Annotated in this window: 15 protein-coding genes, 1 tRNA gene and 1 pseudogene; 10 read left to right on the top strand and 7 right to left on the bottom strand. The window is 46.2% G+C overall.

The features are described from left to right. Positions 1-224: 224 nt before the first annotated feature. The 4 genes from ACTTJ8_RS03860 (at position 225) to ACTTJ8_RS03845 (ending at position 4,704) form a co-directional block, all read left to right on the top strand. Complete coding sequence (locus tag ACTTJ8_RS03860; protein ID WP_442720364.1) at positions 225-677, top strand: GerMN domain-containing protein; 453 nt, start codon at positions 225-227, stop codon at positions 675-677. A gap of 142 nt (positions 678-819) precedes the next feature. Then, positions 820-1,740: a pseudouridine-5'-phosphate glycosidase gene (locus ACTTJ8_RS03855; RefSeq protein WP_442716839.1), complete on the top strand. Its 921-nt coding sequence runs from the start codon at positions 820-822 to the stop codon at positions 1,738-1,740. Between the two features lie 399 nt (positions 1,741-2,139). Next, on the top strand, positions 2,140-3,087 hold the full coding sequence (locus ACTTJ8_RS03850) for an L-lactate dehydrogenase (protein WP_442716838.1): 948 nt from the start codon (positions 2,140-2,142) through the stop codon (positions 3,085-3,087). A 177-nt stretch (positions 3,088-3,264) separates the two neighbouring features. Beyond that, positions 3,265-4,704, top strand: coding sequence for an NFACT RNA binding domain-containing protein (locus ACTTJ8_RS03845; RefSeq protein ID WP_442719786.1), 1,440 nt, complete (start codon positions 3,265-3,267; stop codon positions 4,702-4,704). Between the two features lie 56 nt (positions 4,705-4,760). Here the strand turns inward: ACTTJ8_RS03845 and ACTTJ8_RS03840 are convergent. Further along, positions 4,761-4,832: transfer RNA gene (locus tag ACTTJ8_RS03840), tRNA-Val, on the bottom strand. Then, positions 4,823-4,954: a hypothetical protein gene (locus ACTTJ8_RS03835; RefSeq protein WP_442718752.1), complete on the bottom strand. Its 132-nt coding sequence runs from the start codon at positions 4,952-4,954 to the stop codon at positions 4,823-4,825. Before ACTTJ8_RS03835 ends, ACTTJ8_RS03840 begins: the two co-directional genes overlap by 10 nt. 206 nt (positions 4,955-5,160) lie before the next feature. Between ACTTJ8_RS03835 and ACTTJ8_RS03830 the strand changes: the two genes are divergently transcribed. After that, entirely contained in the window at positions 5,161-5,964 is an 804-nt protein-coding gene (locus tag ACTTJ8_RS03830; protein WP_442720363.1) for a type III pantothenate kinase, read from the top strand. An 80-nt stretch (positions 5,965-6,044) separates the two neighbouring features. Here ACTTJ8_RS03830 and ACTTJ8_RS03825 read toward each other — a convergent pair. From ACTTJ8_RS03825 to guaA, 3 genes and pseudogenes are all read right to left on the bottom strand, one after another. Continuing rightward, positions 6,045-6,742: pseudogene (locus ACTTJ8_RS03825) on the bottom strand (glutathione peroxidase). Next, positions 6,743-9,487: a preprotein translocase subunit SecA gene (gene secA, locus ACTTJ8_RS03820; RefSeq protein WP_442720365.1), complete on the bottom strand. Its 2,745-nt coding sequence runs from the start codon at positions 9,485-9,487 to the stop codon at positions 6,743-6,745. 422 nt (positions 9,488-9,909) lie between these two features. Then, complete coding sequence (gene guaA / locus ACTTJ8_RS03815) at positions 9,910-11,448, bottom strand: glutamine-hydrolyzing GMP synthase (protein ID WP_442720362.1); 1,539 nt, start codon at positions 11,446-11,448, stop codon at positions 9,910-9,912. A gap of 168 nt (positions 11,449-11,616) precedes the next feature. On the opposite strand from guaA, the gene ACTTJ8_RS03810 reads away from it, so the two are divergent. Together ACTTJ8_RS03810 and ACTTJ8_RS03805 are read left to right on the top strand one after the other, a co-directional pair. Next, positions 11,617-12,288 (top strand): DUF2715 domain-containing protein, encoded by a 672-nt coding sequence (locus ACTTJ8_RS03810; protein ID WP_442720361.1) that lies wholly within the window; start codon positions 11,617-11,619, stop codon positions 12,286-12,288. 160 nt (positions 12,289-12,448) lie between these two features. Next, a complete protein-coding gene (locus tag ACTTJ8_RS03805) occupies positions 12,449-15,985 on the top strand; it encodes an InlB B-repeat-containing protein (protein ID WP_442720360.1) in 3,537 nt (1,178 codons plus the stop codon). Between the two features lie 208 nt (positions 15,986-16,193). On the opposite strand, the gene ACTTJ8_RS03800 is transcribed toward ACTTJ8_RS03805, so the two are convergent. Together ACTTJ8_RS03800 and glgX are read right to left on the bottom strand one after the other, a co-directional pair. Further along, positions 16,194-18,644 carry a glycogen/starch/alpha-glucan phosphorylase gene (locus tag ACTTJ8_RS03800; protein WP_442720359.1) on the bottom strand — a complete coding sequence of 817 codons (2,451 nt, stop codon included), beginning with the start codon at positions 18,642-18,644 and terminating at the stop codon, positions 16,194-16,196. A gap of 62 nt (positions 18,645-18,706) precedes the next feature. Next, complete coding sequence (gene glgX, locus ACTTJ8_RS03795) at positions 18,707-20,851, bottom strand: glycogen debranching protein GlgX (RefSeq protein ID WP_442720358.1); 2,145 nt, start codon at positions 20,849-20,851, stop codon at positions 18,707-18,709. Positions 20,852-20,903: 52 nt separating this feature from the next. Between glgX and ACTTJ8_RS03790 the strand changes: the two genes are divergently transcribed. The 3 genes from ACTTJ8_RS03790 to ACTTJ8_RS03780 all read left to right on the top strand — a co-directional run bounded on the left by ACTTJ8_RS03790 (position 20,904) and on the right by ACTTJ8_RS03780 (position 25,162). Then, the gene (locus ACTTJ8_RS03790; protein ID WP_442715155.1) at positions 20,904-22,205 is read left to right on the top strand and encodes a cyclic nucleotide-binding domain-containing protein; all 1,302 of its coding nucleotides are present in this window, start codon (positions 20,904-20,906) and stop codon (positions 22,203-22,205) included. Continuing rightward, entirely contained in the window at positions 22,202-23,449 is a 1,248-nt protein-coding gene (locus ACTTJ8_RS03785) for a class I SAM-dependent methyltransferase (RefSeq protein WP_442720357.1), read from the top strand. Before ACTTJ8_RS03790 ends, ACTTJ8_RS03785 begins: the two co-directional genes overlap by 4 nt. Before the next feature lie 147 nt (positions 23,450-23,596). Further along, complete coding sequence (locus ACTTJ8_RS03780; RefSeq protein WP_442720356.1) at positions 23,597-25,162, top strand: AAA family ATPase; 1,566 nt, start codon at positions 23,597-23,599, stop codon at positions 25,160-25,162. Positions 25,163-25,167: the final 5 nt, after the last annotated feature.

Raw genomic sequence — 25,167 nt, 5'->3', positions numbered from 1 at the left:
AAACGCGAAGATTGCCTCAATAGAGTATTGCAGTCGTTATAATGCGGAATCCCTGGATTTTCAGCGGTTCCCTATTGTTAAAACCTGCTATTTACCGTAAAATTATCCCTTGTGAATAATGAGAGGGCATATACAAAGCCTGATTTTTAAAGACTGCCGATTTTTAATCAACAACCCTGATGCGGCTTGTGAGTATTACCCCCGCACAAATAACTGGAGCAAATATGCATTTTTTTACAAAACCGAGACTGATATGTTGGCTGCTGCTCACCGGAATTGCCGCTGCCTTATTCATCTCATATATGATAAAGCCTCACTATAAGCGCGTTATATTATATTTTCCGCACAGCAGCGACAGCGTAAGAGCCGAAGAACGATATATACCGCCAAGTACGGAATCTGATTTTGCCGCCTCACTTGTAACAGAATTACTGCTTGGATCCGTTCACCATACCGCTGAACGCTTTACCGACCCTGAAATACGCCCGCGCAGCTGTTTTGTCCGCAACCGAGTCCTCTATCTTGATCTACCGCGGCAGGTGTTAACCCCGAAAGTACATACCCCAGATTTTCATACCTTTTACACATTGCTGCAAAAAGCTATCACCGTAAATTGCAAAGATATTGATACCGTGTATGTATACATCGACGGAGTTCCCGCCTATCAGCAGAGTTGAAATATGCTTTGATTCGTGCGGAGGCTTTAATACCTCGACACTTGCGCCGGGGGATGTTGATTTATCGCAGATGCCCTTGACTCTATCGAGAGGACACCCGTATACTTCTTGCATATTCATGAAAGATAAAGAGGAATACAGTATGGAACCGTTTTGTCAGTATTTGGACATTGCACCGGAGGTACAGCAGGCTCTGAATGAGCATCGCCCGGTTGTAGCATTAGAATCAACGATTATTTCACACGGAATGCCCTATCCGCAGAATGTAGAAACAGCTCTGAAGGTTGAACAAACCGTAAGGGAAAGCGGGGCGATACCTGCGACAATCGCAATTATCGGAGGACGTTTAAAGGCAGGTATCAGTGCCGAAGAAATTGATTATTTCGGTAAAAAAGGCGTAGCAATTACCAAGGCAAGCAGGAGGGATATTCCCATCCTTACTGCAAAAGGAGAAGACGGCGCTGCAACTGTTGCTGCTACGATGATTATAGCCCATCTTGCCGGCATTCAAGTATTTGCGACAGGCGGCATCGGCGGGGTACACCGCGGGGCTGAAGTTACCATGGATATTTCTGCAGACCTTGACGAACTTGCCCGTACACCGGTAATGGTTGTCTGTGCAGGTGCAAAATCGATTCTCGATTTAGGTTTGACCCTTGAGTATTTAGAAACAAAAGGAGTCCCTGTTATCGGCTTTGGAACGGAAGAATTACCCGCATTTTATACCCGCAAAAGCGGTTTCCAAGTAAATTACCGCATGGATGAACCAAAGGCTATTGCCGATGCTTTTGCCGTACAGCAGCAACTCGGCTATCGGTCGGGAATGTTAGTCACCAACCCCATTCCGCAAGAATATGCAATGGATTATGATGTTATCAATACGGCAATTAATGAAGCCATTGCACGGGCTGCAAAACTCGGTATTAAAGGAAAAGACACAACCCCGTATCTTTTAAATGAGATAAAAGAAATTACCGGCGGCAAAAGCCTCGATGCAAATATCCAGCTTGTACTCAACAATGCACGGCTTGCATCCCGTATTGCAGCCGCATTAGCTCGGTAATAAGCGCATCGCATCTATGCCTCTACCCGGAACTATTGCCGGCTATGAGGAACCTCTATAAATCAACAACCCTAATGCGACTTGTAAGCATTACCCCACCGCACGAATTTTAAAACGGGAGGGTATAACTTATAGCGTAAAAGGTGTATAGTAGTGAGAAGATACCGCGGAAAACCTCTAACGGTCAGCATCCTTGGAGCTATTAGACCTGTTCGATAACTGAGTTGCCGAACAGGTCGATAAGTTCTAAATCGCACAAATAATGCGATTTAGAACATCGCATTTCAAGGTACCCGGTTCTGAAACGGAAGTTTCCGAATCGGTTTATTCTATTCAGACAACGCCGGTTTTTTGTAAAGAACTCCGGTGTTATCGTACATCCCATCTATGGAGGAAATTATGGATCAAAAGAAACGGAAGGTAACCATTGTCGGTGCAGGAGCAGTTGGCTCAACCTTTGCCTATGCCCTAGCTCAGAGCGGTTTTGCGGATGAAATTGCCATAACCGATATGAATAAAAACTTTGCGGAAGGACAAGCAATGGACTTAGTACACGGTCTTCCCTTTTTACCGCAAGTTGACATCCATGCAGGCGGTCAAGAGGACTATCATGACAGCGATATTATCGTAATTACAGCCGGAGCAAAGCAGCAGCCGGGAGAAACCCGTATAGACCTTCTCAAACGAAACGCAGCAATTATTGAAACCATTGCAAAAGATATTGCAGCAAGCGGCTGTAAAGGGGTGATGCTCCTTGTCAGTAATCCTGTTGACATACTCACCAAGGTTGCACAAGAAGCAAGCGGCTGGGACTGCGGCAGGGTTATTGGTTCCGGAACCGTTCTGGATACAGCCCGATTCCGCTACGTACTGAGCAAAGAATGCGATGTCGATGCCCGTAATATACACGGTTATATCTTAGGAGAACACGGCGATAGCGAATTTGCTGCATGGTCGATGACAAGTATTGCCGGCCGGCGTGTTGATGAATACTGCCAAAGCGGAAGCCATAAATCAGGTATTCATTTTGATAAAGAAAAGATCATCGACGATGTGCGCCATTCAGCATATCACATCATTGACTATAAAGGTTCTACCTACTTTGCAGTCGGCTTGGCGCTTACCCGGATTGCCGGCGCTATTCTCCGGAATGAACGCAGTATTCTTTCCGTGTCGATGACGCTTAATGGAGAGTTTGGACTAAAGGACGTTTGTTTAAGCGTGCCGTGCATTGTCGGCAGAAGCGGTGTAGAGCAGATTATCGAAGGGGAGTTACCGGCAGACGAACAGGCTGCGCTGGAATCAAGCGCACAGCGGCTCAAAGAAGCGCTCGCTTCTATCCGGTAAGAGCTCGCAAAACACAGAGTACGGCGGGCTGTATAATCTCGATAAATAGCTGCTATACGGTCACCATACACCGATACGGTGTGTAAGCATTAACATTTAGCACGAATAGCCGATAGCTGCCGTCAAAAAGCAAACTGCGATCGCTACAGCCCGGCGGTTTTCTTATGGAGATACACTATGTCTTTAAACTGTACTGAAATTGATAAAATTCTGGAAGAACTTGACCTTGAAGGCTCATATATCCAGAAAATTGTGCAGTCTTCGTATTCAGTGATGGTACTGCATCTCTATAAAAACCGCCCGGTAAACTTGCTCATCTGTTTGGAACCGGGGGCGTGCCGTCTCCACGAAACACGGCAGAAAATCCCAAAATTCGATAAGCCGCTCCGGTTTATGGAACTGCTGAGATCCCGGCTCCGCGGAGCAAAAATCACAAAAGCTGAACAGCTCAACCATGACCGCATTGTTAAGCTTTCACTCGAAGCGGCTTCAGGCTCGCTCCATCTTTACATTCGGTTATGGAGCGGGGCGGCAAACATGATTCTCACCGATAACGGAGTTATCGTGGATGCCTTCTACCGCCGCCCTTCCCGCCATGAAATAAGCGGTGAGTCATGGCGGGAGCCTGAAGCCGCGCAGCCTGACACGGCAGCACAACCGGCAAAGGTGTATACCATCCGCAGCTATGACCCGGCGCTCAGCTTTAACGAGGCTATTGACCAATGGTATGCACAAAAAGCCCCCGTCCTTTCGCTGGAAGCCCTCCGTGCGGAAGCTGAGCAATTCTATGGGCTTAAAATCGAAAAACTCACCCGCGCACTGGAAAAACTCACTGCAAAAAAGCAGTCGTTCTTAGAATCCGGTACGCTCAAACACCAAGGGGACATACTGCTGGCAAACCTCTACCGTATACCACCGGGAGCTTCAGTTATCGAACTTGAAGACTATGCAGAGGATAACCGCATTATCCACATCAACCTTGATCCCCGAAAAACCGCACAGGAAAATGCTGCCGTGTACTACGAGCGGTATAAAAAAGCGGTATCAGGGCTGGAAGCGCTTACCGATGATATTGAAGCCTCTAAACGGGCAATAGAATCACTCATTGCTGAACGCGAACAGCTGCGGCATGAAGAAAATCCGCATATCATAGATAAAATCCTTCGTAAAAAGAAAATCCCTGCACAGCAAAAACACGCAGCGCAAGAAAAAGAACGCCCGGGACTCACCTTTTATTATCAGGACTGGATTCTCTATGTCGGCAGAACCGCAGCCGAAAACGATGAACTGTTGCGGCACCATGTACGCGGAAAAGATATGTGGCTCCATACGCGGGACTATGCAGGAGGCTATGTCTTTATCAAAAATAAAAACGGAAAGACGGTACCGCTTCCTGTCTTAATCGCTGCGGGAAATCTTGCAGTATTTTATTCAAAAGCCCGCAGAAACGGACAGGCTGACCTCTATTATACCGCGGTAAAAAACCTCCGGCGGGCAAAGAATGCCCCAAAAGGCACTGTCCTGCCTTCAAATGAAAAAAACCTTTTGATTAAACTTGACCAAACAATTTTAAAGCAGCTGGAGGATTCACAAGAAAGGGCTGAGGCTCATATCTGATGAGGTTCTGCACTCCTGTAGAACCTCCAAGACCGGATGGAATAAAACAAAAGAGATGGACGATACTGGGTTTGAACCAGTGACTTCTACCGTGTGAAGGTAGCACTCTACCACTGAGTTAATCGTCCGCTTCAACAACGGTGAATACTATAGCACATTCTTCAGTTTTACGCAAGCAGGTTGCAGCAGCTGACAGGTGTACAATGTTGCCGGGTTCCGTCTTATACCAAATATTTCTTAACGAAATCATTTCTTTTTACCTCATTTTCAAATGAAAGTAATGGTATATAGACATCTTTAAAAAGTGAAGTTTTTAGACAGCCCCCTTAATACATTTCCTCACAGACTAAGCCGATAAGCTTGCAGTTTTTAGGGGCTTTTATATGTACCCTACATATTTACGGACAGCATGTTTTGTATTAGTATGAAATGCTGAATGTATAAAGGAGGAATACTATGGTTCTATTAATTGATGTAGGAAATACGAATATTGTATTCGGTATTTCTGACGGAGAAAAGATCATAAATACACTGCGGACAGAAACAGTCAAAGAAACGGATTTTGATTATGTGCCGGTATTGCAGGATTTACTATGCCGGAAAGAAAAAATCGGAACAGCCGATGGCGTAATGTTGTCTTCCGTAGTGCCGGAAGTTACCGGAAAACTGGAAAAAGCCGTTTGTACTATCTACGGCATACATCCCGTTTCGGCAGATACTGCAGCCCGGCAGGAACTTGTCATTGATATCGATTCGCCTGATAAATTGGGGATGGATCTAAAAGCTGATGCTGCTGCTGCATTAAAAAAATATCCTTGCCCTCAACTGATATTCGATTTGGGAACGGCTACAACATGTTCTGTCTTGAACGAACAAGGGCATTATATCGGCGGAGCAATTATGCCAGGCTTAAAAATTTCTTTAGCAGCCTTAGCAGTATCCGCTTCACAACTCCCGATGATTGATTATTCCATTCCTATTAAAGAATACATCGGCAAGAATACGCAAGATGCAATGCGGATCGGTATGCTGTTCGGCCATGCTCTGATGCTGGAAGGCTTTGCACGTGAAATTCAAAAACAATTTACCAAGCCTTTGCATGTTACGCTAACCGGTGGTTTGTCACATATTGTAAAAAAGCACATGACACTGAAATGTGTCTGTGATCCGTATTTAACGCTTGAAGGACTGTTATACTTATATCAAGGTATAACTTCCGCCGCTGAATTTTCAGGAAGGATAAACGAATCAGACAAATAAACCAACCAGCGCTCGGTATTTATAGATTGCAGTATCGGATAAAGCAATTCCCCTGACGCAGATCATCAGGGTATGTTGATTTACCCCGCCATACAGCTTGCAACACGTGCTGCAACATCAGACATAGGGGCGGTCGGTTCAAAGCGGGCAACGACAGCTCCTCCCCGATCAACAAGAAATTTGGTAAAATTCCATTTGATTTCAGGATTATTTTTATAATCGCTGTCGATTTTTTGAATAAAGCCGTCCATCATTTCTGCCATCTTTCCTTTGCCGAACCCCTCAAAACTTTTCTGTGATTTTAGATAGCTAAAAAGCGGCAATGCATGCTCACCGTTTACATCCGACTTCTTCATTTGAGGGAATTTTGTATTGTACCGAAGCGTACAGAACGCGTGAATTTCCGCATCCGTACCGGGAGCCTGTTCGCCGAATTGATTGCACGGCACATCGATTATCTCAAACCCCTTGTCGTGGTATTGTTCCTATAAATGCAACAGTTGAGAGAATATCAATTCTCGAAGACTGTTGCATTGATGCGCGGAACGCGCATACGTCAATCGTCGAGTTTGCGGGTGAGCAAACTCGCAGTGTTTTTCAGCCGCGATATTTTAGCGGCTGAAAATAAACGTTCGTATAATTCTTCCAGTTCTTTATACTGCGGTGTAAAACCGCAGGCTGTTGCCGTATTTACAATCAACAATACTTTGCCTTTGTATCGGCTAAGCGGAATGCTGTTCCCTTGTGCATCCTGCACTGAATAATCATAAATCATCATTTACCTCCCGCAGCAGTGCTTGTATTTTTTGCCGGAGCCGCAGGGGCAGGGATCGTTTCTGCCGACTTTAGGCGCAGTGCGTACTACTTGGGCATTTTCCGGCTTGCTGCTGGAACCCATCGGAGAGCTGCTCTGATGAAAGGAGCCAATGGAGCTGTGGTGCGCGGAGCCTTGCGGGATGCGGCGGCCTTGGGTACGCGAAGTGGGTTCGTCGGCGCTTATTCGTACCAATACCAGTAAGGAGGCAATGGAGAAGCGGATTTCATCGAGCATCGCGTAGAAGATGTCGAAACCTTCAAGCTTGTATTCCGTGAGCGGATTTTTCTGACCGTAAGAGCGGAGGTAGACAGCTTCGCGCAGGGCTTCCAGATTTTCCAAGTGATCGAGCCATTTACGGTCTATCGCCTGTAAATACTGATAGCGGATAAACATATTAAGGTTTTCGTTACCGGCGAGCGCAATCTTTTCTTCGATATTTGCTTTGAGCGCGGCGTAGATTTTCTGCTGCAATGCACTGGTGTCGGCAGCATGAGCCAGCTTTGTGTCCTCATCGCTGAAAATGTAGCCGAATTTTGCTTTGAGATTTGCTTGCAGCTCCTTGAGCTCTTCCGGTTTTTCCTTGCGGGAGCCGTGCTTGAACTGCTCGAATGCATCATCAAGGTATTCTTCTACCGTGGTATAAATGCGCTCAACAAGGTGTTCATCCTGCAAAATCTTATCGCGCTGTTCATAGATAAAGCCGCGCTGTTCGTTCAGCACGTCGTCGTATTCAAGGAGGTGCTTGCGGATATCGAAGTTGCGCTCTTCAACCTTGGTTTGCGCCTTTTCGATACTCTTGTTGAGCCACGGATGTTCGATCGGCTCGCCGGGTTCCATACCGACCTTTGTCATCACCCGCTTGAGGTTTTCGCCGCCGAACAGACGCATCAAATCATCATCGAGGGAAAGGAAGAATTTTGAACGCCCCGGATCGCCCTGCCGTCCCGAACGTCCGCGCAGCTGATTGTCGATACGGCGGCTTTCATGCCGTTCGGTACCGATAACATACAAACCTCCGAGCGATTTGACTTCCTTGTAGTCTTCCTGCCACTTCTTGTATTCTTCTTCGTATATTTTTTGATACACTTCCGGCTCGGCTTCGGTTCCTGCCCGTCTGCGCGCCCTAAATTCGGGGCTGCCGCCGAGCTTAATGTCGGTACCGCGTCCTGCCATGTTGGTTGCAATCGTAACCGAACCTTTTGCGCCGGCTTCCGCGATGATGAGAGCTTCCCGTGCGTGGTTTTTGGCGTTCAATACCTCGTGCCGAACCCCTTTCCGGGTGAGCAGCGCCGAAAGCTTTTCCGATTTTTCGATAGACACCGTACCGACCAGTACCGGCTGTCCGCGTTTATGCGCTTCGGCAATTTCGTTACAGAGCGCTTCCCATTTTTCTGCTTCGTTTAGGTAGACCACATCGTGTTCGTCCTTGCGGATAACCGGCAAGTTGGTTGGGATAACCACAACATCGAGCGAGTAAATCTTGTTGAATTCAACCGCTTCGGTGTCCGCCGTACCGGTCATACCGGACAGCTTGTCGTACATACGGAAGAAGTTCTGAAAGGTGATGGTTGCCATCGTGCGGTTGCGCTGAGCAATACGGATATGTTCTTTCGCTTCGATAGCCTGATGCAAGCCGTCCGAATAGCGGCGCCCTTCAAGAATACGCCCGGTGAACTCATCAACAATCTGCACCTGTCCTTCTTTTACAACATAATCGACATCAATGTGATAGAGGATGTGGGCGCGCACTGCCTGCGTAAAGTAGTGGATATATTCAAAGTTTTCTTCTTCAAAGAGGCTGCCGTTAATCAGCCCCTGTTTTTGCAGAATATCCTGAATGTGCAGCATACCGGAGTCGGTAAAGGACACACGGCGGCTCTTTTCGTCGAGGGTATAGTCGCCGACAATCTCTTCCCCTTCCAGCTCGTTGGGGTATTCACCGGTTTCGGGATTTTTTTTGACCTCTTCAAGCTGATCGACGAACTTATCGACATCAAAATACCGCTTGGTGTCGTCTTCGGCAGCGCCGGAGATGATGAGCGGGGTACGCGCCTCGTCGATAAGGATGGAGTCTATTTCGTCCACAACAGCGAAAGAAAAGCCGCGCTGCACTTTTTCTTCTATTGTAAGCTGCATATTGTCGCGCAGATAGTCAAAACCGAATTCGTTATTGGTGCCGTAGGTAATGTCCGCATTGTAGGCAGCTTTCCGTGCGGCGTTATCCATGTTGGAAAGGATTGCGCCGACACTAACTCCGAGGTATGCGTAGACGGGGCGCATCCAATCGGCGTCGCGTTCTGCAAGGTAGTCGTTGACGGTTACAATGTGTACACCCTTCCCGGAAAGGCTGTTGAGGTATGAAGCGGCAATACTCATCAAGGTTTTACCTTCACCGGTCTTCATTTCGACGATACGTCCCGAATGGAGAACCAGCGAACCTAAGAGCTGTACATCGTACATACGCTCGTGCAAAATGCGCCGAGCCGCCTCCCGTGCAAGTGCAAAGGCTTCGGGGATAAAGGCATCGAGCGATTCGCCTTTTGCAAACCGCTCCTTAAACTCAGCGGTCTTTTGCTTAAAATCTTCGGGAGCAAGAGCCAGCACCCATGCTTCTTTTTCATTTATTTGATGAAGAACGGGAAGGAGTGCTTTAATGTCCCGTTCATGCTGTGAACCGAAAACGGCTTTAATTATTTTATCTGTAATCATTGTATCAATGTACAGTGATTCGCATGAAATGTCAATTTTCGGAGTCAATGATATACGGAAAATCAACAAGCCCGGCGCAGCTTGTGAGCATTACCCCACCACATAAATCGGCATACCCAATAGGGGGAGTGACGATAGGCTCAATAGACCTATTCGATAACTGCGTTTTCGAATAGGTCGACGAGTTCTAAATCGCGCAAATAGCACGATTTAGAACATCGCATTTCAAGGTAACCTGTTCAGAAACGGAAGTTTCCGAACAGGTTTAATGTACAAAATTTGCTTTTTCCGGCATATACGGAAGTATGCCGGAAGCCGGGTACACGGAAGAATCCTGCTCAACAGGTCTCCATAGTGAATGTTTTAGGGAAGCGATTCGCGATAGCTGCTCACAAAGCCGCTAACAGTTGGAAGCTGTGTTATTCCCACTCAATCGTAGCAGGCGGTTTCGGTGTTATGTCATAGACAACGCGGTTGATGCCTTTTACCTCAGCGACGATACGGAAGGCTATTTTTTGGAGCAGCGTATACGGAATTTCTGCAACTTCAACGGTCATTGCATCAACAGAGGTTACCGCACGGATTGCAATCAAGTTGTCATACGTTCTGCCGTCCCCCATTGCTCCAACGGTGCGGACATTGGGGAATACGGTAAAGTATTGCCAAATAGAATTCGACAAACCTGCCGCTGCAATCTCGTCGCGCAAAATAGCATCACTTTCGCGTACCAGCCTGAGCCGTTCAGGGGTAATTTCCCCCAACACCCGCACAGCGAGTCCCGGACCGGGGAAGGGCTGCCGGTTCACCAGTTCAGCTGGAATACCGAGCGCTTTTCCGAGTGCACGTACCTCATCTTTAAACAGCATCCGCAGCGGTTCAATCAGCTCTTTAAAATCAATATGCTCCGGCAGTCCGCCCACATTATGGTGCGATTTAATAACCGCTGCTTTTTTACTACCGCCTGATTCAATGACATCAGGATAGATTGTTCCCTGTACTAAAAACTCTACCGTACCGATTTTTTTTGCTTCTTCTTCAAAAACCCGGATAAATTCTTCGCCGATGATTTTCCGTTTGCGTTCAGGATCGGTTACTCCTTCCAGTTTTTTGAGGAAGCGTTCCGAAGCATCAATGTGAATAATGTTCAGTCCAAGCGTTTCACGGTATGTTTTCAGCACCTGAGCCGCTTCATCTTTGCGCAATAGCCCGTGATCAACAAAAATACAGGTGAGCTGATCGCCGACAGCCTTGTGTACCAGTACCGAGGAAACAGAGGAATCCACCCCTCCTGAGAGGGCTGAAATAACTTTTTTATTGCCTACTTTCTGTTTGATTTCTTGAATGACCGTATCGGCAGCAGCAGCGGCACTCCACATTTCCGAACATCCGCATATTCCGCGTATAAAATTTTTGAGTATTTGGGTACCGTATACGGAATGCAGAACTTCCGGATGGAATTGTACGCCGTACAGCTGGCGTTCGGTACATGCCATTGCGGCAATAGGGCAGCTATCGGTATGAGCAATGACGGTAAAGCCTGCCGGTGTGTGAGATACGCTGTCGTTGTGGCTCATCCATACAATAGAATCGGCTGGACACTCCTTCCACAGCGCTGCTGTTCCATCGGTATGCAGTTCGGTTTTGCCGAACTCGCTCTTTGGGGCAGGTTCAACCCTTCCTCCGAGGGTATGCGCCATGAGCTGCATTCCGTAGCAGATACCGAGCACCGGTACCGCTACCTGAAAAATGCCCGGATCGCACTTTGCGGCATCATCAGCATAAACCGAATCGGGCGCTCCGCTGAGGATAATGCCTTTTAACGAAGGACTTTGTATACGGCTGAGTTCGGCATCGAAGGGAAGCACTTCACAATAAACCCCGCATTCGCGGATGCGGCGGGCAATGAGCTGACTGTACTGACCGCCGAAATCAAGGATAATGATTTTTTCTGTATTCATACGGCAGTATATCAATCCTGATGCGCTTAGACAAGAAGCGCTGAGCCGTTGTTTCTTGACTGAAATGCTAAAAAATGGAATACTTTATAGCATCATTAAGGTATCTCCAAAAACTCAGTCGGATTTTTAGAGATGCCTAACGGTGCCTATGAGGAGGTTTTATTACCGATGAAAAAAGCTTGCGTTTTTTTAACACTTTTGTTATTGTGTGCCGGAGTTCTTTCTGCTTCGGTACGTCTTGTTTTGGATGTTGGTCCTATCTATACCAATTTCACTAATCATTTTAACAAGAACTCCGAAAGGAGTATTCACGAGGAAAATCTTTTTGGCGTGAATCTTGCGCTGCGTGCAGAGTTTGTAAAAAACTTCGGTGTTTATGCTATGACAAATTTTGCATTCGGTAATGCGTATTGGGAGCATTGGTCTTCTCCGGATAGTTATGGCGGAAATCGCTATAAACACGGATTAGTCTATGCGATTGACAGTCAATTCGGCTTTTTCTATGCGTTTAAGCCGCGTCCTAAGCTTGAGATTGCACTTGGCGCAGGCTTAGGTATCGGCGGAAACGGTTTTACCCGTAAAATACGGAATACAAAGCAGAACGTGAATTGTACGAACATAGGGTTTGGACTGAATGCAGATGTTTCTTATATGTTCAATAAATTAGTCGGTATCTACGGCGGTATTGCCGATACTATTTATGCACCGGTGGCTGTGTCTACAAAACTTGAAGGTGCAACAGAATCAAAAACTCGTAGAGGTCAGGATGTACGGTATGACGGTATCGGTCCGGTTTCCAATTCATTTAGTATAAAAGCCGGTGTGCAATTTGTATTTTAGCTTGCAGTCTGGTGCAGCCGCCTTTTATCAAAAAAACATCTTCTAAAAACTATACTCAAGTTCTTAGAAGATACCCTGAACATAAATATGATATATTGAGTACTATACCCCGACGTTCTGCGCCGGGGTTGTTTATTTCCGGTTGACCATAGAGGAGTGTATGCGTAAACATTATCCTATTGCAATAGGTCTTTTTGTTACTTTTTTGTTCACAGCCTGTAGACAGTACACTGTTGATATTGAGGAGTATTTAAGTTACTGGGCGAGTGAGCCATACGTTAAAGATCATACGGTTAAGACCGTTCATCATAATGATGGAGAAAGTATTCTCTGTGTACCCTCGGCTAGCAACATAACGGTTACGCTCACATTGTATAATCCTAAACATTTCCCCTTCGTGATGCCCACTCCTAAAGATGCGGACAACACGGAAAATAACAAAAATATTATTCACTTTCCTGGTCTTGACAAGCAGCCTCAGTGCGGTACGGATTATACCTTACAGCAAACGGCACCTGAGACGCTGCAGTTGGTGTACAAAAGCGCCTTTTTACAAACTCATGAGTGGGGGAACGGAGACATCGGACCGGAAATTATCCTGAAAGCTCAAGACGGCAGACCGTTTAAGCAAAAATATAGTTTTAAGATAAGAGCAAATACCTCACCTCAAAAGCCCAATTTTACGGTTGCAAAGACAAAAGGTTCACCTGCATATTATGTGTTGTGCATAGCTGCACGGGATATGGATCAGAAGGTGCCGGGCGGACTTGTGCATAAAGACCTTACACGTATTGAAATAAACGGCACACCCTATGGGCTTTCCATAAATGAAGGGCAAACCGCATTTATCAAGCCGGAATCCGGTGTCTTTATTGCGCATTCCGAAGTTGAAAAGTTGAGCGATCCCAATGCTGATGATATTCTCTCCGGCGGATGGGTACTGTACTACAAAACCGATGTAGAAGTAAAAGAGGGCACTGCAAAAAAAGATTATACAATCCGCCTTGCGGATGCAAAGGGCTTGGTTTCCGAAGCCTTGAATGCAAGTACAAAGCCGAACCGTCCGGAAAGTGAAACACTGACTATAACGAAAGGAACCGAGTCCGGTTCCGCAAGCGGCAGTATATCCGATCCGAAGATTATCGGTGCGGACGGTACGGGTGCTGAACTTAGAGTCTCGTCTGCAACGGGAAATACATTAGTGCACTGTACCCTGACCGATATGGGAAGCGGCGCTGCTGCCGAATATACCGGCAATCCCGCTACCGTGCCGCTTGCTTTGAACGGTGAAGGCACAAAAACATATAAGCTCGACTATTATACGGACGGTGAAGGCTTTACTGCAACACCCGTAAAAACGGTGTATTATAAGGTTTTGCAGAAGTACACGGTAACCTTTGACACAAAAGAGGGAACACCTGTTCCGCCGCAGCAATTTGTATTGCACGGAGACAAGGTGTCAAAACCGGCTTCGCCGGCCAGAACAGGCTATACCTTCGGTGAGTGGTATAAAGACGCTGCTTGTTCCAGCGGGCAGGAATGGAACTTTACAACGGACATGGTAACAAGCAATATCACGCTGTATGCAAAATGGGATGCCGGAACCGGTACGGGATACAGGGTTGAGCATTATCAAGAGCGGCCTATCAATCCTGCAGGGCAATATCTTTCAACGCCAACAACAATCGAAACACCCAGCGGTACAACGGGAACGGTATTAAGCATAGGCAACGGCATTAGCCGGAAATGGAATGAGAGCGATGGGTTTGAATTTGATCACCTAGACCCCGTTTCACCGGTAATCACCGGTGAAGGTAATACGGTGGTAAAGGTGTACTACAAGCGCAAGACCGTTACCCTGACGTTCAATCCGAACGGCGGAACCATAAACGGCGCTATAGCGAATGCAACACGCAGCGGCAGATTCGGTACGGGATTCAGTCCGGTCATCCCCATCAGGGACGACTATACCTTTGATTCATGGAACCCAACAATAACAACAACATTCCCGAAAAATGATGTAACATATACGGCACAGTGGAATGAAAACCCTCAGATTACGTTCAAGGTAGAAGACGGCACAGGAGGATCTCTTGAATGCAGCTACACTGACGGCAACGGGACTTCTCAGAACCGCACAGCTAATGACAGCACGGGTCAGACGGTTAGGATTCGATATAATAGTAACATAACATTCACCGCATCGCCTACTAACACGAACTGGCAGGTTGCAGAATGGACATGTTCTTCCGGGAGTTTGTCCGGCAGTGCGACCGGCGGATCAAGAACGCTTTCCAATATAACCTCAAATACAACCGTTACGGTCAAGTTTTACAAGTCCACAATAAGCAATGGAGCATATGCATGGCGTGATCTTCGGCGTGCTATAAAAGCGGCACCTGCAGGAGCAACGCTGACAATCAGCGGTGAAATCAAAGCATCGGGGAACGGTTCAGGAGAAACGGCAAACAAGGGAGACCTCAAGATAACCAAGAACCTCACGATCAAAGGAACAAACAGCGCTTCAGATATCCTTAATGCTGACACAAAGAACCGCATATTCGACGTGGAAAGTGGCTGCGAGCTTACGCTTGAACACCTTACCTTAAAAAACGGCAAAATACTGGGAGGCTCCGGCGGCGGTATTTATTCAGATGGAGGTACTCTGAATCTCAAAAATACGAATATCGAAAACTGCACGGCAGAACAAGGCGGTGCTATCAGAAGCAACGGCAAGGTAACACTCGACAATGTAACTATCGGCGGCAGCTCGGGGAAGGCAAACAAAGCGTCCAAAAAAGGCGGAGGTATCTACCTTACCGGAAACCGTGCAAGATGCGAAACGCGCAATAGTACTATTTCTCATAATCAGGCGCAAGGGACAACGCCCACACCGCAGGGCGGAGGTATCTATATAGGTACTACCAGTACAGTAGTATTAGAGAATTCTACTGTTAAGCAGTGCACTGCGGGACAGGGTGGCGGAGTATATGTAGAGAACGGCAGCTCATTTGAAATGAAGGGCAGCAGTGTAATCGAGGTTGATGCCAAGGATGAAGCAACCGGAGATAAAAACGCCGTGTATCTTGAAAATAATGCAAAAATTAAGCTTACAGGTCACGTAGGTGACAATAAAATGGCCGCCCGCATTATACCGCAATCCTACACTGCGCGTCAGGTACTTACAGGAGATATTATAAGCAGCGCTCCGGAAAACTACCTAAGAGTTATGGTAAAGCCCCATAATCATACCTATTGGGTAGTGGATAATGCCGGTAAACTGAACAGTACCCCCGATAAGATTTTTGAATATCTATCTACCCCTGTAATAAAAGCATACGAGCCTCTTATGAAGCCTGATGTAATTAGTAACCGTGCTCAATTATTGAATAAAATATTGGTCTATAAGACGAGTTCCAATAATTACGGCATTATGTACATTACGCAAGTAGACAACACTATATCCGGATCCGAATCCGGATTTATTAAGTTTAATTACAAAACACGTGATAATGATAATCGCGTTATAAAAGAAGAAAGCGATAGAAGGGTTAATGGAACCTATATGTTTGATTTGGATACGGGAACAGAGCCTGCCAGCGGAGATCCCACACATATCGCAGACTTCTGGCTCCAAAATGGGGGGAGCACGTCATTCAATCCTGAAAACAGTGCTCAATTTTATTTAATACCGTAATAGAATAGGGGCGGATACTCAAACGGTGCGCCTCCTTGCCGTCAAGTTAAAAATCAACAACCCCGACGCAAGCGTCGGTGTATTAAATCTTTCGCACGAATCAACAGGGGATGTCTCAAAAATTGGTTACTTTTTGGACAGCCCCGTGTTGAATACTCCGCACGAATCAACTGCACAGGTGCTCGGATGAGATTAAATCAGCAGCACTTTACTTAACGGCAACCTTTTCCAACTTCCAAATATCCCGCACATAATCTTCGATAGTGCGGTCAGAACTGAACTTACCAGAGCGGGCAATATTCAGCAAGCACATTTTTGCCCAGCGTATGGGATCACGGTAGCATTCGACAATCCGCTCCTGTGCTGCTGTGTATGCGTCAAAGTCGGCAAGGACATAATAGACATCAGGACGCTGCCCTTCTACACCGTATACCAGCGAATCATAGAGTTCTCTAAAGCTGTTATCAAAAGGCGGTGTATAGGTACCGTCAATCAGCTGTGTCAGCGCCCGTGCCAATGCCGGATTCCGGTTGAGGTATTCCTGCGGATTATAACTATGCTCTTGCTCGATTTTCTGTATTTCATCGGCGGTAATACCGAAGATAAAGGCATTATCTTCCCCAACTTCTTCCACAATTTCGATATTGGCTCCGTCTAAGGTACCCAGCGTTACAGCGCCGTTAATCATAAACTTCATGTTGCCGGTACCGGAGGCTTCTTTGCCTGCCGTAGAAATCTGTTCGGAAATATCCGATGCTGGGAAGATTTTTTCCGCAGTTGAAACGCAATAGTTTTCGGCAAATACCACTTTGAGCTTACCGTTTACCCGGTGGTCGTTGTTGATCCGATCAGCAACGGTGTTGATCAGTTTGATGATGAGCTTTGCCCGGCGGTAGCCTGATGCAGCCTTTGCCCCGAAGATAAAGGTATGCGGTACGAGATTGTACGACGGGTCTTCGATAATCCGGTTGTAAAGGGTCATAACATGCAAAATATTCAACAGCTGCCGCTTGTATTCGTGGAGCCGCTTAATCTGTACGTCAAAAATGGAGGCAGGATCAATAGTAACATCCTGAGTACGCTTGAGGAAGGCGGCAAGCCGTTCTTTGTTCTGCCGTTTTATCGCCATCAGCTCCTGCAGCGCTTCCGTATTATCAATGAGTTTTTCCAGCTGCTTCAGTTCTGTAAGGTCTGTAATCCAGCCGGTACCAATATGCTTACTGATAAAGGCTGAAAGCAAGGGGTTTGCCGTTAAAAGCCAGCGGCGCTGGGTTACTCCGTTTGTCTTATTGTTAAATTTCTGCGGATAGAGCGTATACCAGTCTGCCAGCTCCTTTGTTTTAAGGATTTCCGTATGCAGCGCCGCAACACCGTTTACCGAGAACGAACCGGCAATGGCAAGCCATGCCATACGGATTTTTCCATCTCCGATAATCGACATTTTATTGTGCTTTTTCCAGTCGTTCGGGTATTTTTCGCGCAGTTCTCCTAAGAAGCGGCGGTTTATTTCTTCCACAATCTGATATACGCGCGGTAATAAGCCCTGGAATATATCAATCGGCCATTTTTCCAGCGCTTCAGCAAGAATCGTGTGATTGGTATAGGCAAAGGTCTCTGTTACAATCTTCCATGCAGCCTCCCAACCGAGGTGATGTTCATCCATTAAAAGCCGCATCAGCTCTGGGATTGCGACAACAGGGTGTGTATCGTTCAGCTGAATGACATTATAACGGGGGAAGTCGGCAAAATTTGTACCGTGTTTACGGATAAACGAGCGTACTAAATCTTGAAGACTCGCCGATGTAAAAAAGTACTGCTGCTTGAGGCGCAATGCCTTCCCTGAGGGACCTGTATCATTGGGATACAATACACGGGAGATATTCTCAGCGGAATTTTGCCGTGCAACTGCTGCGGTATATTCCATATTATTAAAAAGCTGTAAATCAAAGCCGTCTGCTGATGAGGCTTCCCAGAGCCGCAGTCTGTTTACCGTTTTGGTGCCGTACCCGATAATCGCCATATCATAAGGGGTTGCAATAACCTCTTCTGCATTCTCAAGCCGGTACAAAAGCGTTCCGTCCGGCTGCTGGGTGCAAATCGGGGTTCCGCCAAAGCGTACGGTAACTGCTAAATCATCATGGCGGATTTCCCACGGATCACGGTAGCGCCGCCAGTTGTCGGGATATTCAACTTGATACCCGTTTTCTATCCGCTGCTCAAACATACCGTACTGATACCGAATCCCGTACCCATGTCCGGGATAGTCCAGTGTTGCAAGCGAATCCAAGAAGCACGCAGCAAGCCGCCCAAGACCGCCGTTACCAAGTCCGGCATCCGGCTCTTCATCCTCAACATCCTGATACTGAACGGACAGTTCCGCAAGCAGCTCCTCCATTACTTCACGCATACCGGTATTGTTCAAGTTATTGGAAAGCGCACGCCCCATCAAAAACTCGGCAGAAAAATAATACATCTGCCGGATGCCGGGTTTATCCTGCACTTCCCGCGTTGCGGCGATATTGCTCTGAATCATATCCATAACACTGCTGGCAGCGGCATCGTAGAGTTCCCGTTTTGTTGCCTCATGCAGTTCTTTGCTGAAATTACGTTTCAGCTTGCCTAAAATACTTGCCCGTAACGTTTCCTTTACCGAAGACATAATCACCTCATATAGAGCAGTTTTTCAGTTTGACGGACGACCCGTAAACCGGAAAAAACTGCTTATTTTAGAATAAGCACCACGGCGCTTGCCGCTAATGCAACATATTTCTGCTGGTTTTCCAGCAACGGCGCACACTCGGGCTCCGTAAAATCTTCCCCGGCAGGATAAGACGTGTCGATCAGTCGGTGCCAGTGTTTCCCTTCAGGAGGTGGACACAGTACGGCTGTTACGTCAAGCCCGCCGCTATTCAATATGATATAAAAGCTGTTATCATCCCGCTCTGCCCGCGTTTCTGCGGTTGAGCCGTCCAAAAAATATGCTAAGAACGAAGACGGCTGATTCCAATCGGGACTTTCCCCTTGGGCATTATACCAGCAAATATCCGGTTTGCGGCGGTCTCCCGACAGATAGCCCGTTAAAAACTCTGAACGCAAAAAGACCGGGTGCTGCTTGCGCAAGCGGATCAGTTTTTGTACAAAGTGCAGCATATCGGCATTGGTTTCCGCTAGCGACCAGTCAAACCAGCTAATCTCATTATCTTGACAGTAGGGGTTGTTATTACCCTTCTGAGTACGCAGTACTTCATCTCCGGCTGTCAGCATCGGGGTTCCCAACGAAAGCAAGAGGGTAAGCAATATGTTCTTTGCTTTTTGTTTCCTCAGCCGTTCAATATGCACATTTTCAGTTTTACCTTCAAAACCGTTGTTGTAGCTGCAGTTTGTATCGGTGCCGTCCCGGTTCTCTTCGCCGTTTTCATCGTTATGTTTTCTATTATAGCTCAATAAATCATAGAGAGTAAATCCATCATGACTGGTAACAAAATTGATGGAATGAAAGGGTTTTCGGCCATTGCGGAGATACAAATCCGCAGAACCGGTTACACGGGTAGCAAGCTCCCGTGCATAAGGGAAATCTCCGCGCCAAAATAGCCTGACATCATCGCGGAAGCGGTCGTTCCATTCAGCCCACCTGCCGCCGTGAAAGTTCCCTACCTGATACGCTCCGCCGGCATCCCATGCTTCGGCAATAATCTTTGTTTTGCGTAAGATAGGGTCTTCGGCAATATGCTCGATTGTCGGCGGATTATCCATCAGTTTTCCCTTTTGGTCTCTTCCTAAAATAGAGCCGAGGTCAAACCGGAAACCGTCCACGTGCATTTCTATAACCCAATACCGCAAGCAGTCCAAAATGAATGTCTGCACCACCGGGTGATTGCAGTTGACTGTATTCCCGCAGCCTGAATAATTCCGGTAATAGCGCGGATTATCCTCAAGTATATAATAGATAACATTATCTAAACCGCGGAACGAGAGTGTCGGTCCGAATTCACTGCCTTCTGCCGTATGATTGAACACAATGTCGAGGATAACCTCTATCCCGTTTTTATGCAGTTCCCGCACCATCCGCTTAAATTCAAACACGGGATTTGCTCCGTTCCGGTCTGCTGCGTATGATGCCTTCGGCGCAAAAAAGGCAATAGTGCTGTAGCCCCAATAATTTTTGAGCTGCGCCCCAGTGCGCGGGTTAATGCGGGTCAGTTCATTTTCGTTAAATTCGTGGATGGGTAAGAGTTCGATACTGGTAATGCCAAGCGCTTTGAGATACGGAATCGATTCGATAATCCCTTGATACGTTCCTTTATGCGTTTGCGGCGCATTCGGATGACAGGAAAGCCCCTTGACATGTGCCTCGTAGATGATACAATCCCGCAGCGGGTAGTTTAAAGGATGATCTCCTTCCCAGTCAAAATCGCCATCATCAATCACAATACACTTGGGAAAATGGGCAGCAGTCTGTCGAGTTAAAAAGGCAAGATCACCGTCTATATGCGGGGGCGGTGTCTGTGCCGCAAATATTCCCCCCAGCGATTCCGTACCGGTCAGCCCGCGGGCGTATGGATCCAAAAGATAATTACCGGCATTAAAGCGCATACCTTCCAGCGGGGCAAAAGGCCCGTCAACACGATAGAGATACAAGGCGTTCTTTTTGAGTCCCTTTACAAAAACATGCCAGATATCGCCTGTTCTATTGAGGCGGGGATCAAAGGTATAGGAGCATACCGGTTCCGAATCATCGGCATTCTCAAAAATATTCAAAACCACCGAAAAAGCATGACGGGAAAAAAGACTAAAATTCACCCCGTCATTATGAACAGCAGCACCGGCAGGAAGCGGGTAGCCGGGTAAAAATGATAAGTTTTCCATGAACGGGATGCAATGTAGCACGAAAAATAAAATTATGCTATACTCTAATGCTATGAAGAAGATACCCATCGTTACTACTATTTCCAGTACTGTCAGTGCAATTCAGAAAGCCTGTAAACAATCTAATTTCACTATAATTTCACAACATTTACATAACTACACGGAAGTACTCGCTACATTCCGCTACGAAATGCCCGAAATAAAAATTATCGACTTCGGCGATCCGGCAATCAGCGCCGAGCGATGCCTTACCGTTGTAAAAGATGACCCGTGGCTGCTGTTCGGCGGTGTTATTGCCATTACCAATTCACAGGAGCAAAAAGCGACACTGATGCAGCGGAAGGAGCCTAATTTCCTCTTTGTCTTAACGCGGGAGGAATTTGAGCAATACATCGAACAGATCATCAAAATTCTGAATAATCATGAACATTTTTTGGTAAATAGAGGGATGAATCATCCGGCGAATGATTGCGAACAAGGCAGTTTTACCAGCGAAACGGATCCCTTTGAGGTTATGTTTTATGCAAACTTGATCTCTACCTATCTTTATAATACCGACCGGATAAATGAGGCGGAGCGAAGCGCGTTTCAGGGAGCAATGATGGAGCTGCTTCTTAATGCGGTCGAACACGGAAACTGCAATATCAGCTATCAAGAAAAAAACGAATGGCTCCAGCAGGGAAGAGATGTGCTTGAGCTTATCAGAATAAAGCGGATGGATCCTGCAATCGGAGATCGGAAGATATTAATTTCCTATGACATTTCTCCGCAGCGTACACGAATCACCATTAAGGACGATGGAGAAGGCTTTGACTGGCGCAGCGCCTTAGATAAACCTTTTGAACCGGGCTTACATGGCATGGGCATTAAGATGAGTCAAACTTTTGTGCAGCAGCTCTACTACAACGATGCCGGGAATGAAGTCTCTTTTGAAGTGCCGAATCAAAAAAATGTTACTAATCTTACGCCGGCAATACTCAAAGATCAAGAAACTTTTCATTTTCAGCACCTTCAGCTGGTATGCCGCCAAAACGATGACTCAAGCAATCTCTTTTATATCAGTTCTGGACGTTATGCCGTCTATGTTGATAATGCCCTTTTAACCGTTCTGACACCGGCTGATATTTTTATCGGAGAAATGGCATTTCTTACCAATGATAAGCGGTCGGCAACGATTATCTCGATTGGTAAAGGTACCTTAGTGAAAGTGCCGAAAACGCAGTTTATGCAGCTGATTGAAACCTATCCGCATTACGGAGTCTTTTTATCCCGCTTGCTTGCAGAGCGGCTCGTTCGGCAGTCGCGTGAAAGTGCATCGCTCAAAAACGAACTGAAAAGCCTCAAACAAGCATGAGCATCGTTTATACATCTGAACAAGCGGCACAGGAATGCGTGAATGCCGGTACGGCGGAGCTTCGTTTTTTTCGCCCTTGTAAGACAGTTATTGAAAAAAAAATTACAATCCGTGCGATTCAGTTGAAAGGAGCAGCTTATTATCAAGTTGAAACGTTTAAAAACAACCAAGCATTTCAGCAAAATATTGCACCGGCTGATATTTTTAATGTGATAAAGGATTGCTTCTGCCGCTTCCGTTCGGCGGAGTGCCGCGGGGAAAGGGAAAAGCTCTTTTTTTTACAGAATAACAAAGGTATTATTGCCCTGACTAAACGGATACCGCTTGCTCAACCGGCAGCAGCAAATGCCGAAAGAGACCGGAATCATAATAAGGTAAAGAATTATCTTATCCCGGAAGGACAGCCGCTTGCATTTTTAACCGAGCAGGGTGTGATGAATGCGGAAGGCTTTGTGTTAAAGCAAAAATATCATAAATTTAGACAGATCAATAAATTTCTGGAATTTATTGCCGGGGTTGAACCTTTTATCCGGGAGCGGATTGCCGAAACCGGTATGCCGTTTTCTATTACCGATTTCGGCTGCGGTAAGGCGTATTTAAGTTTTGCACTGTATTACTATCTGCATGAGCGGCAAGGTTTACCAGTACGTGTCCGCGGCTTAGACTTAAAAACTGAGGTTATTACTCATTGCGCCTCCCTTGCAGCGCGCTGCGGATATGCGGACTTGAGTTTTGCGGAGGGTAATATTGCCGACTATCCGCTGCCTGCCGATACCGGGATGATGGTGTGTCTTCATGCCTGTAATACAGCAACGGATTTAGCCCTTGCACAGGCTGTTCGGCAAAAGGTACCGGTTATCTTTGCCGTGCCCTGCTGTCAGCATGAATTGTACGGTCAACTGAAAGACAAAAAGGAAGTATTGCGTGAGGAACGCCACCTGCTGCTGCCGTTCATGGAGCATGGCATTATCACCGAACGCTTTGCCTCGCTTCTGACCGACACTATCCGTGCCTTGCTCTTACAAGCACACGGGTATACCGTACACATCATGGAGTTTATCGAAACAGAGCATACACCGAAGAACATACTCATTCATGCAGTAAAAAAGCCGCAGAATACGGAACAAGCAGCGCGGCTGCGGCAGGAAGCGTTACAAAAATACCGTACCATAAAGGAAAGTTTTTGCATCGAGCCGATGTTAGAAACACTTTTAAGTGAACCGTCAAAAAATTCAAGACGTTAAAGAAAAACTGAAAATGAACAGAAACCTCACCTCGATTAGTCTTGTTACCGGTGCGGATTGTATAATGAGGTAATTATGCCTATCCATTCCTCTACCCCCGTACCTCATTTTATGCTATACTCTTAGCTATTGAGAGGTTGATAAACAATGAATATACAGTCTGAGTTGCTTACATCGCTTAAAGCTGAGGTAAGAATTATCCAAATTATCAGCTATGAAACATTGCGGATACAAGCGGAGTTAATTCACGCTGTTGAAGAGTTGGAATATGAACTATTAATTTGGGATCGCGTTGAGGGTATTCGCCGATGGGATGAGGAAAGCCGTTGTTTTGGAGAACCCGATGGGCATGAAAATCCTGCTGATATTCTCAATTACTTTATCGAAGAATGTTCTGATAAAACGCTTTTGCTGCTGCAAGATTTTTATCCCGATTTTACGGAAGATAAACCGAAAATTATTCGAACCTTACGGAATATCGCATTGAATATGAACGGTCAAAAAACATTGGTTTTAAGTCAACCTCATCATCAACTGCCGAAAGAACTTGAAAAAGAAGTACAGGTAATTGAATTGCCCTATCCTTCTTTTGCAGATATAAAAGCAATTTACAGTGCCGTATGCGAAAACTACCATATCGCCGAAATAGAGCCGCATGATGAATTGATTGAAGCCGCGATGGGGCTTACTACTATGGAGGCGGAACGGGCATTTGCAAAAGCATATATGCAAGATAAAGAATTAACTACAGCGCAAATTCCGGCGATTATCAAAGAAAAAGAAAATATTATTAAAAAAAGCGGTTTTTTAGAGTATTATCATCCGGCAGAAACATTAGCGGATATCGGCGGACTTGAGCGCTTAAAAGACTGGCTGAAAAAACGGGAACGCGGCTTTGATAAATACGCCAAAGAATTCGGATTAGATACTCCTAAGGGAATTTTATTGCTTGGTATTCCCGGCACAGGAAAAAGCCTCACCGCGAAAGCCATCGGAAGCGAATGGCAGTTTCCGCTCCTGCGTCTGGATATGGGTAAAATATTCGGCGGTATTGTCGGAGAAAGTGAACAGAATATACGGGCCGCTTTGGGAATTGCAGAAGCAATAGCTCCTTCAATTTTATGGATTGATGAAATTGAAAAAGGAATGTCTGGAATTTCATCATCAGGGAATACCGACGGCGGTACTACAGCCCGCGTATTAGGTACTTTTTTAACGTGGATGCAGGAGAAAACAAAACCGGTATTTGTTGTAGCGACGGCAAATAATATTTCTCAATTACCGCCGGAGCTATTAAGAAAAGGGCGTGTAGATGAAATCTTTTTTGTTGACTTACCCACGGCAAAAGAACGGGAAATGATTATTTCAATTCATCTTAAACGAAAAAACAGAAACCCTCAAGAGTTTGATTTAAAAGCATTGTCAAAAATGAGCAAAGGATTTTCCGGCGCTGAATTGGAAGAAGCAATCAAAGAAGCGCTTTTTCAAGCCTATGATACAGGAGAAGAACTTGCAACAGAGCATATAAAAGATGCAATTACTAAGACCTTTCCGCTTGCAAAAACAATGCAGGAGGTGATTGAAAATATGCGGAACTGGGCTAAAGCGCGTGCGGTTATGGCTTCGGCAGATACGCCTGAACAACTGGAAACTAACGGACAAGAGAAAATACCGAAACTAAAACAAGAACAATATAATAATCCGTTTATTTAAGGATG

The organism is Treponema sp. (genome assembly GCF_052169735.1).
GTDB lineage: Bacteria > Spirochaetota > Spirochaetia > Treponematales > Treponemataceae > Treponema.
This window is presented reverse-complemented; position numbering and strand designations above follow the sequence as displayed.

Bases quoted from the DNA above. Each gene is read 5' to 3' on its own strand.
- ACTTJ8_RS03805 (WP_442720360.1), top strand. From the start codon at position 12,449: ATGCGTAAACATTATCCTATTGCAATAGGTCTTTTTGTTACTTTTTTG.
- guaA (WP_442720362.1), bottom strand. From the start codon at position 11,448: ATGAATACAGAAAAAATCATTATCCTTGATTTCGGCGGTCAGTACAGT.
- ACTTJ8_RS03835 (WP_442718752.1), bottom strand. From the start codon at position 4,954: ATGATTTCGTTAAGAAATATTTGGTATAAGACGGAACCCGGCAACATT.
- ACTTJ8_RS03810 (WP_442720361.1), top strand. From the start codon at position 11,617: ATGAAAAAAGCTTGCGTTTTTTTAACACTTTTGTTATTGTGTGCCGGA.
- ACTTJ8_RS03850 (WP_442716838.1), top strand. From the start codon at position 2,140: ATGGATCAAAAGAAACGGAAGGTAACCATTGTCGGTGCAGGAGCAGTT.
- ACTTJ8_RS03855 (WP_442716839.1), top strand. From the start codon at position 820: ATGGAACCGTTTTGTCAGTATTTGGACATTGCACCGGAGGTACAGCAG.
- ACTTJ8_RS03860 (WP_442720364.1), top strand. From the start codon at position 225: ATGCATTTTTTTACAAAACCGAGACTGATATGTTGGCTGCTGCTCACC.
- glgX (WP_442720358.1), bottom strand. From the start codon at position 20,851: ATGGAAAACTTATCATTTTTACCCGGCTACCCGCTTCCTGCCGGTGCT.
- ACTTJ8_RS03845 (WP_442719786.1), top strand. From the start codon at position 3,265: ATGTCTTTAAACTGTACTGAAATTGATAAAATTCTGGAAGAACTTGAC.
- ACTTJ8_RS03785 (WP_442720357.1), top strand. From the start codon at position 22,202: ATGAGCATCGTTTATACATCTGAACAAGCGGCACAGGAATGCGTGAAT.
- ACTTJ8_RS03800 (WP_442720359.1), bottom strand. From the start codon at position 18,644: ATGTCTTCGGTAAAGGAAACGTTACGGGCAAGTATTTTAGGCAAGCTG.
- ACTTJ8_RS03790 (WP_442715155.1), top strand. From the start codon at position 20,904: ATGAAGAAGATACCCATCGTTACTACTATTTCCAGTACTGTCAGTGCA.
- ACTTJ8_RS03780 (WP_442720356.1), top strand. From the start codon at position 23,597: ATGAATATACAGTCTGAGTTGCTTACATCGCTTAAAGCTGAGGTAAGA.
- ACTTJ8_RS03830 (WP_442720363.1), top strand. From the start codon at position 5,161: ATGGTTCTATTAATTGATGTAGGAAATACGAATATTGTATTCGGTATT.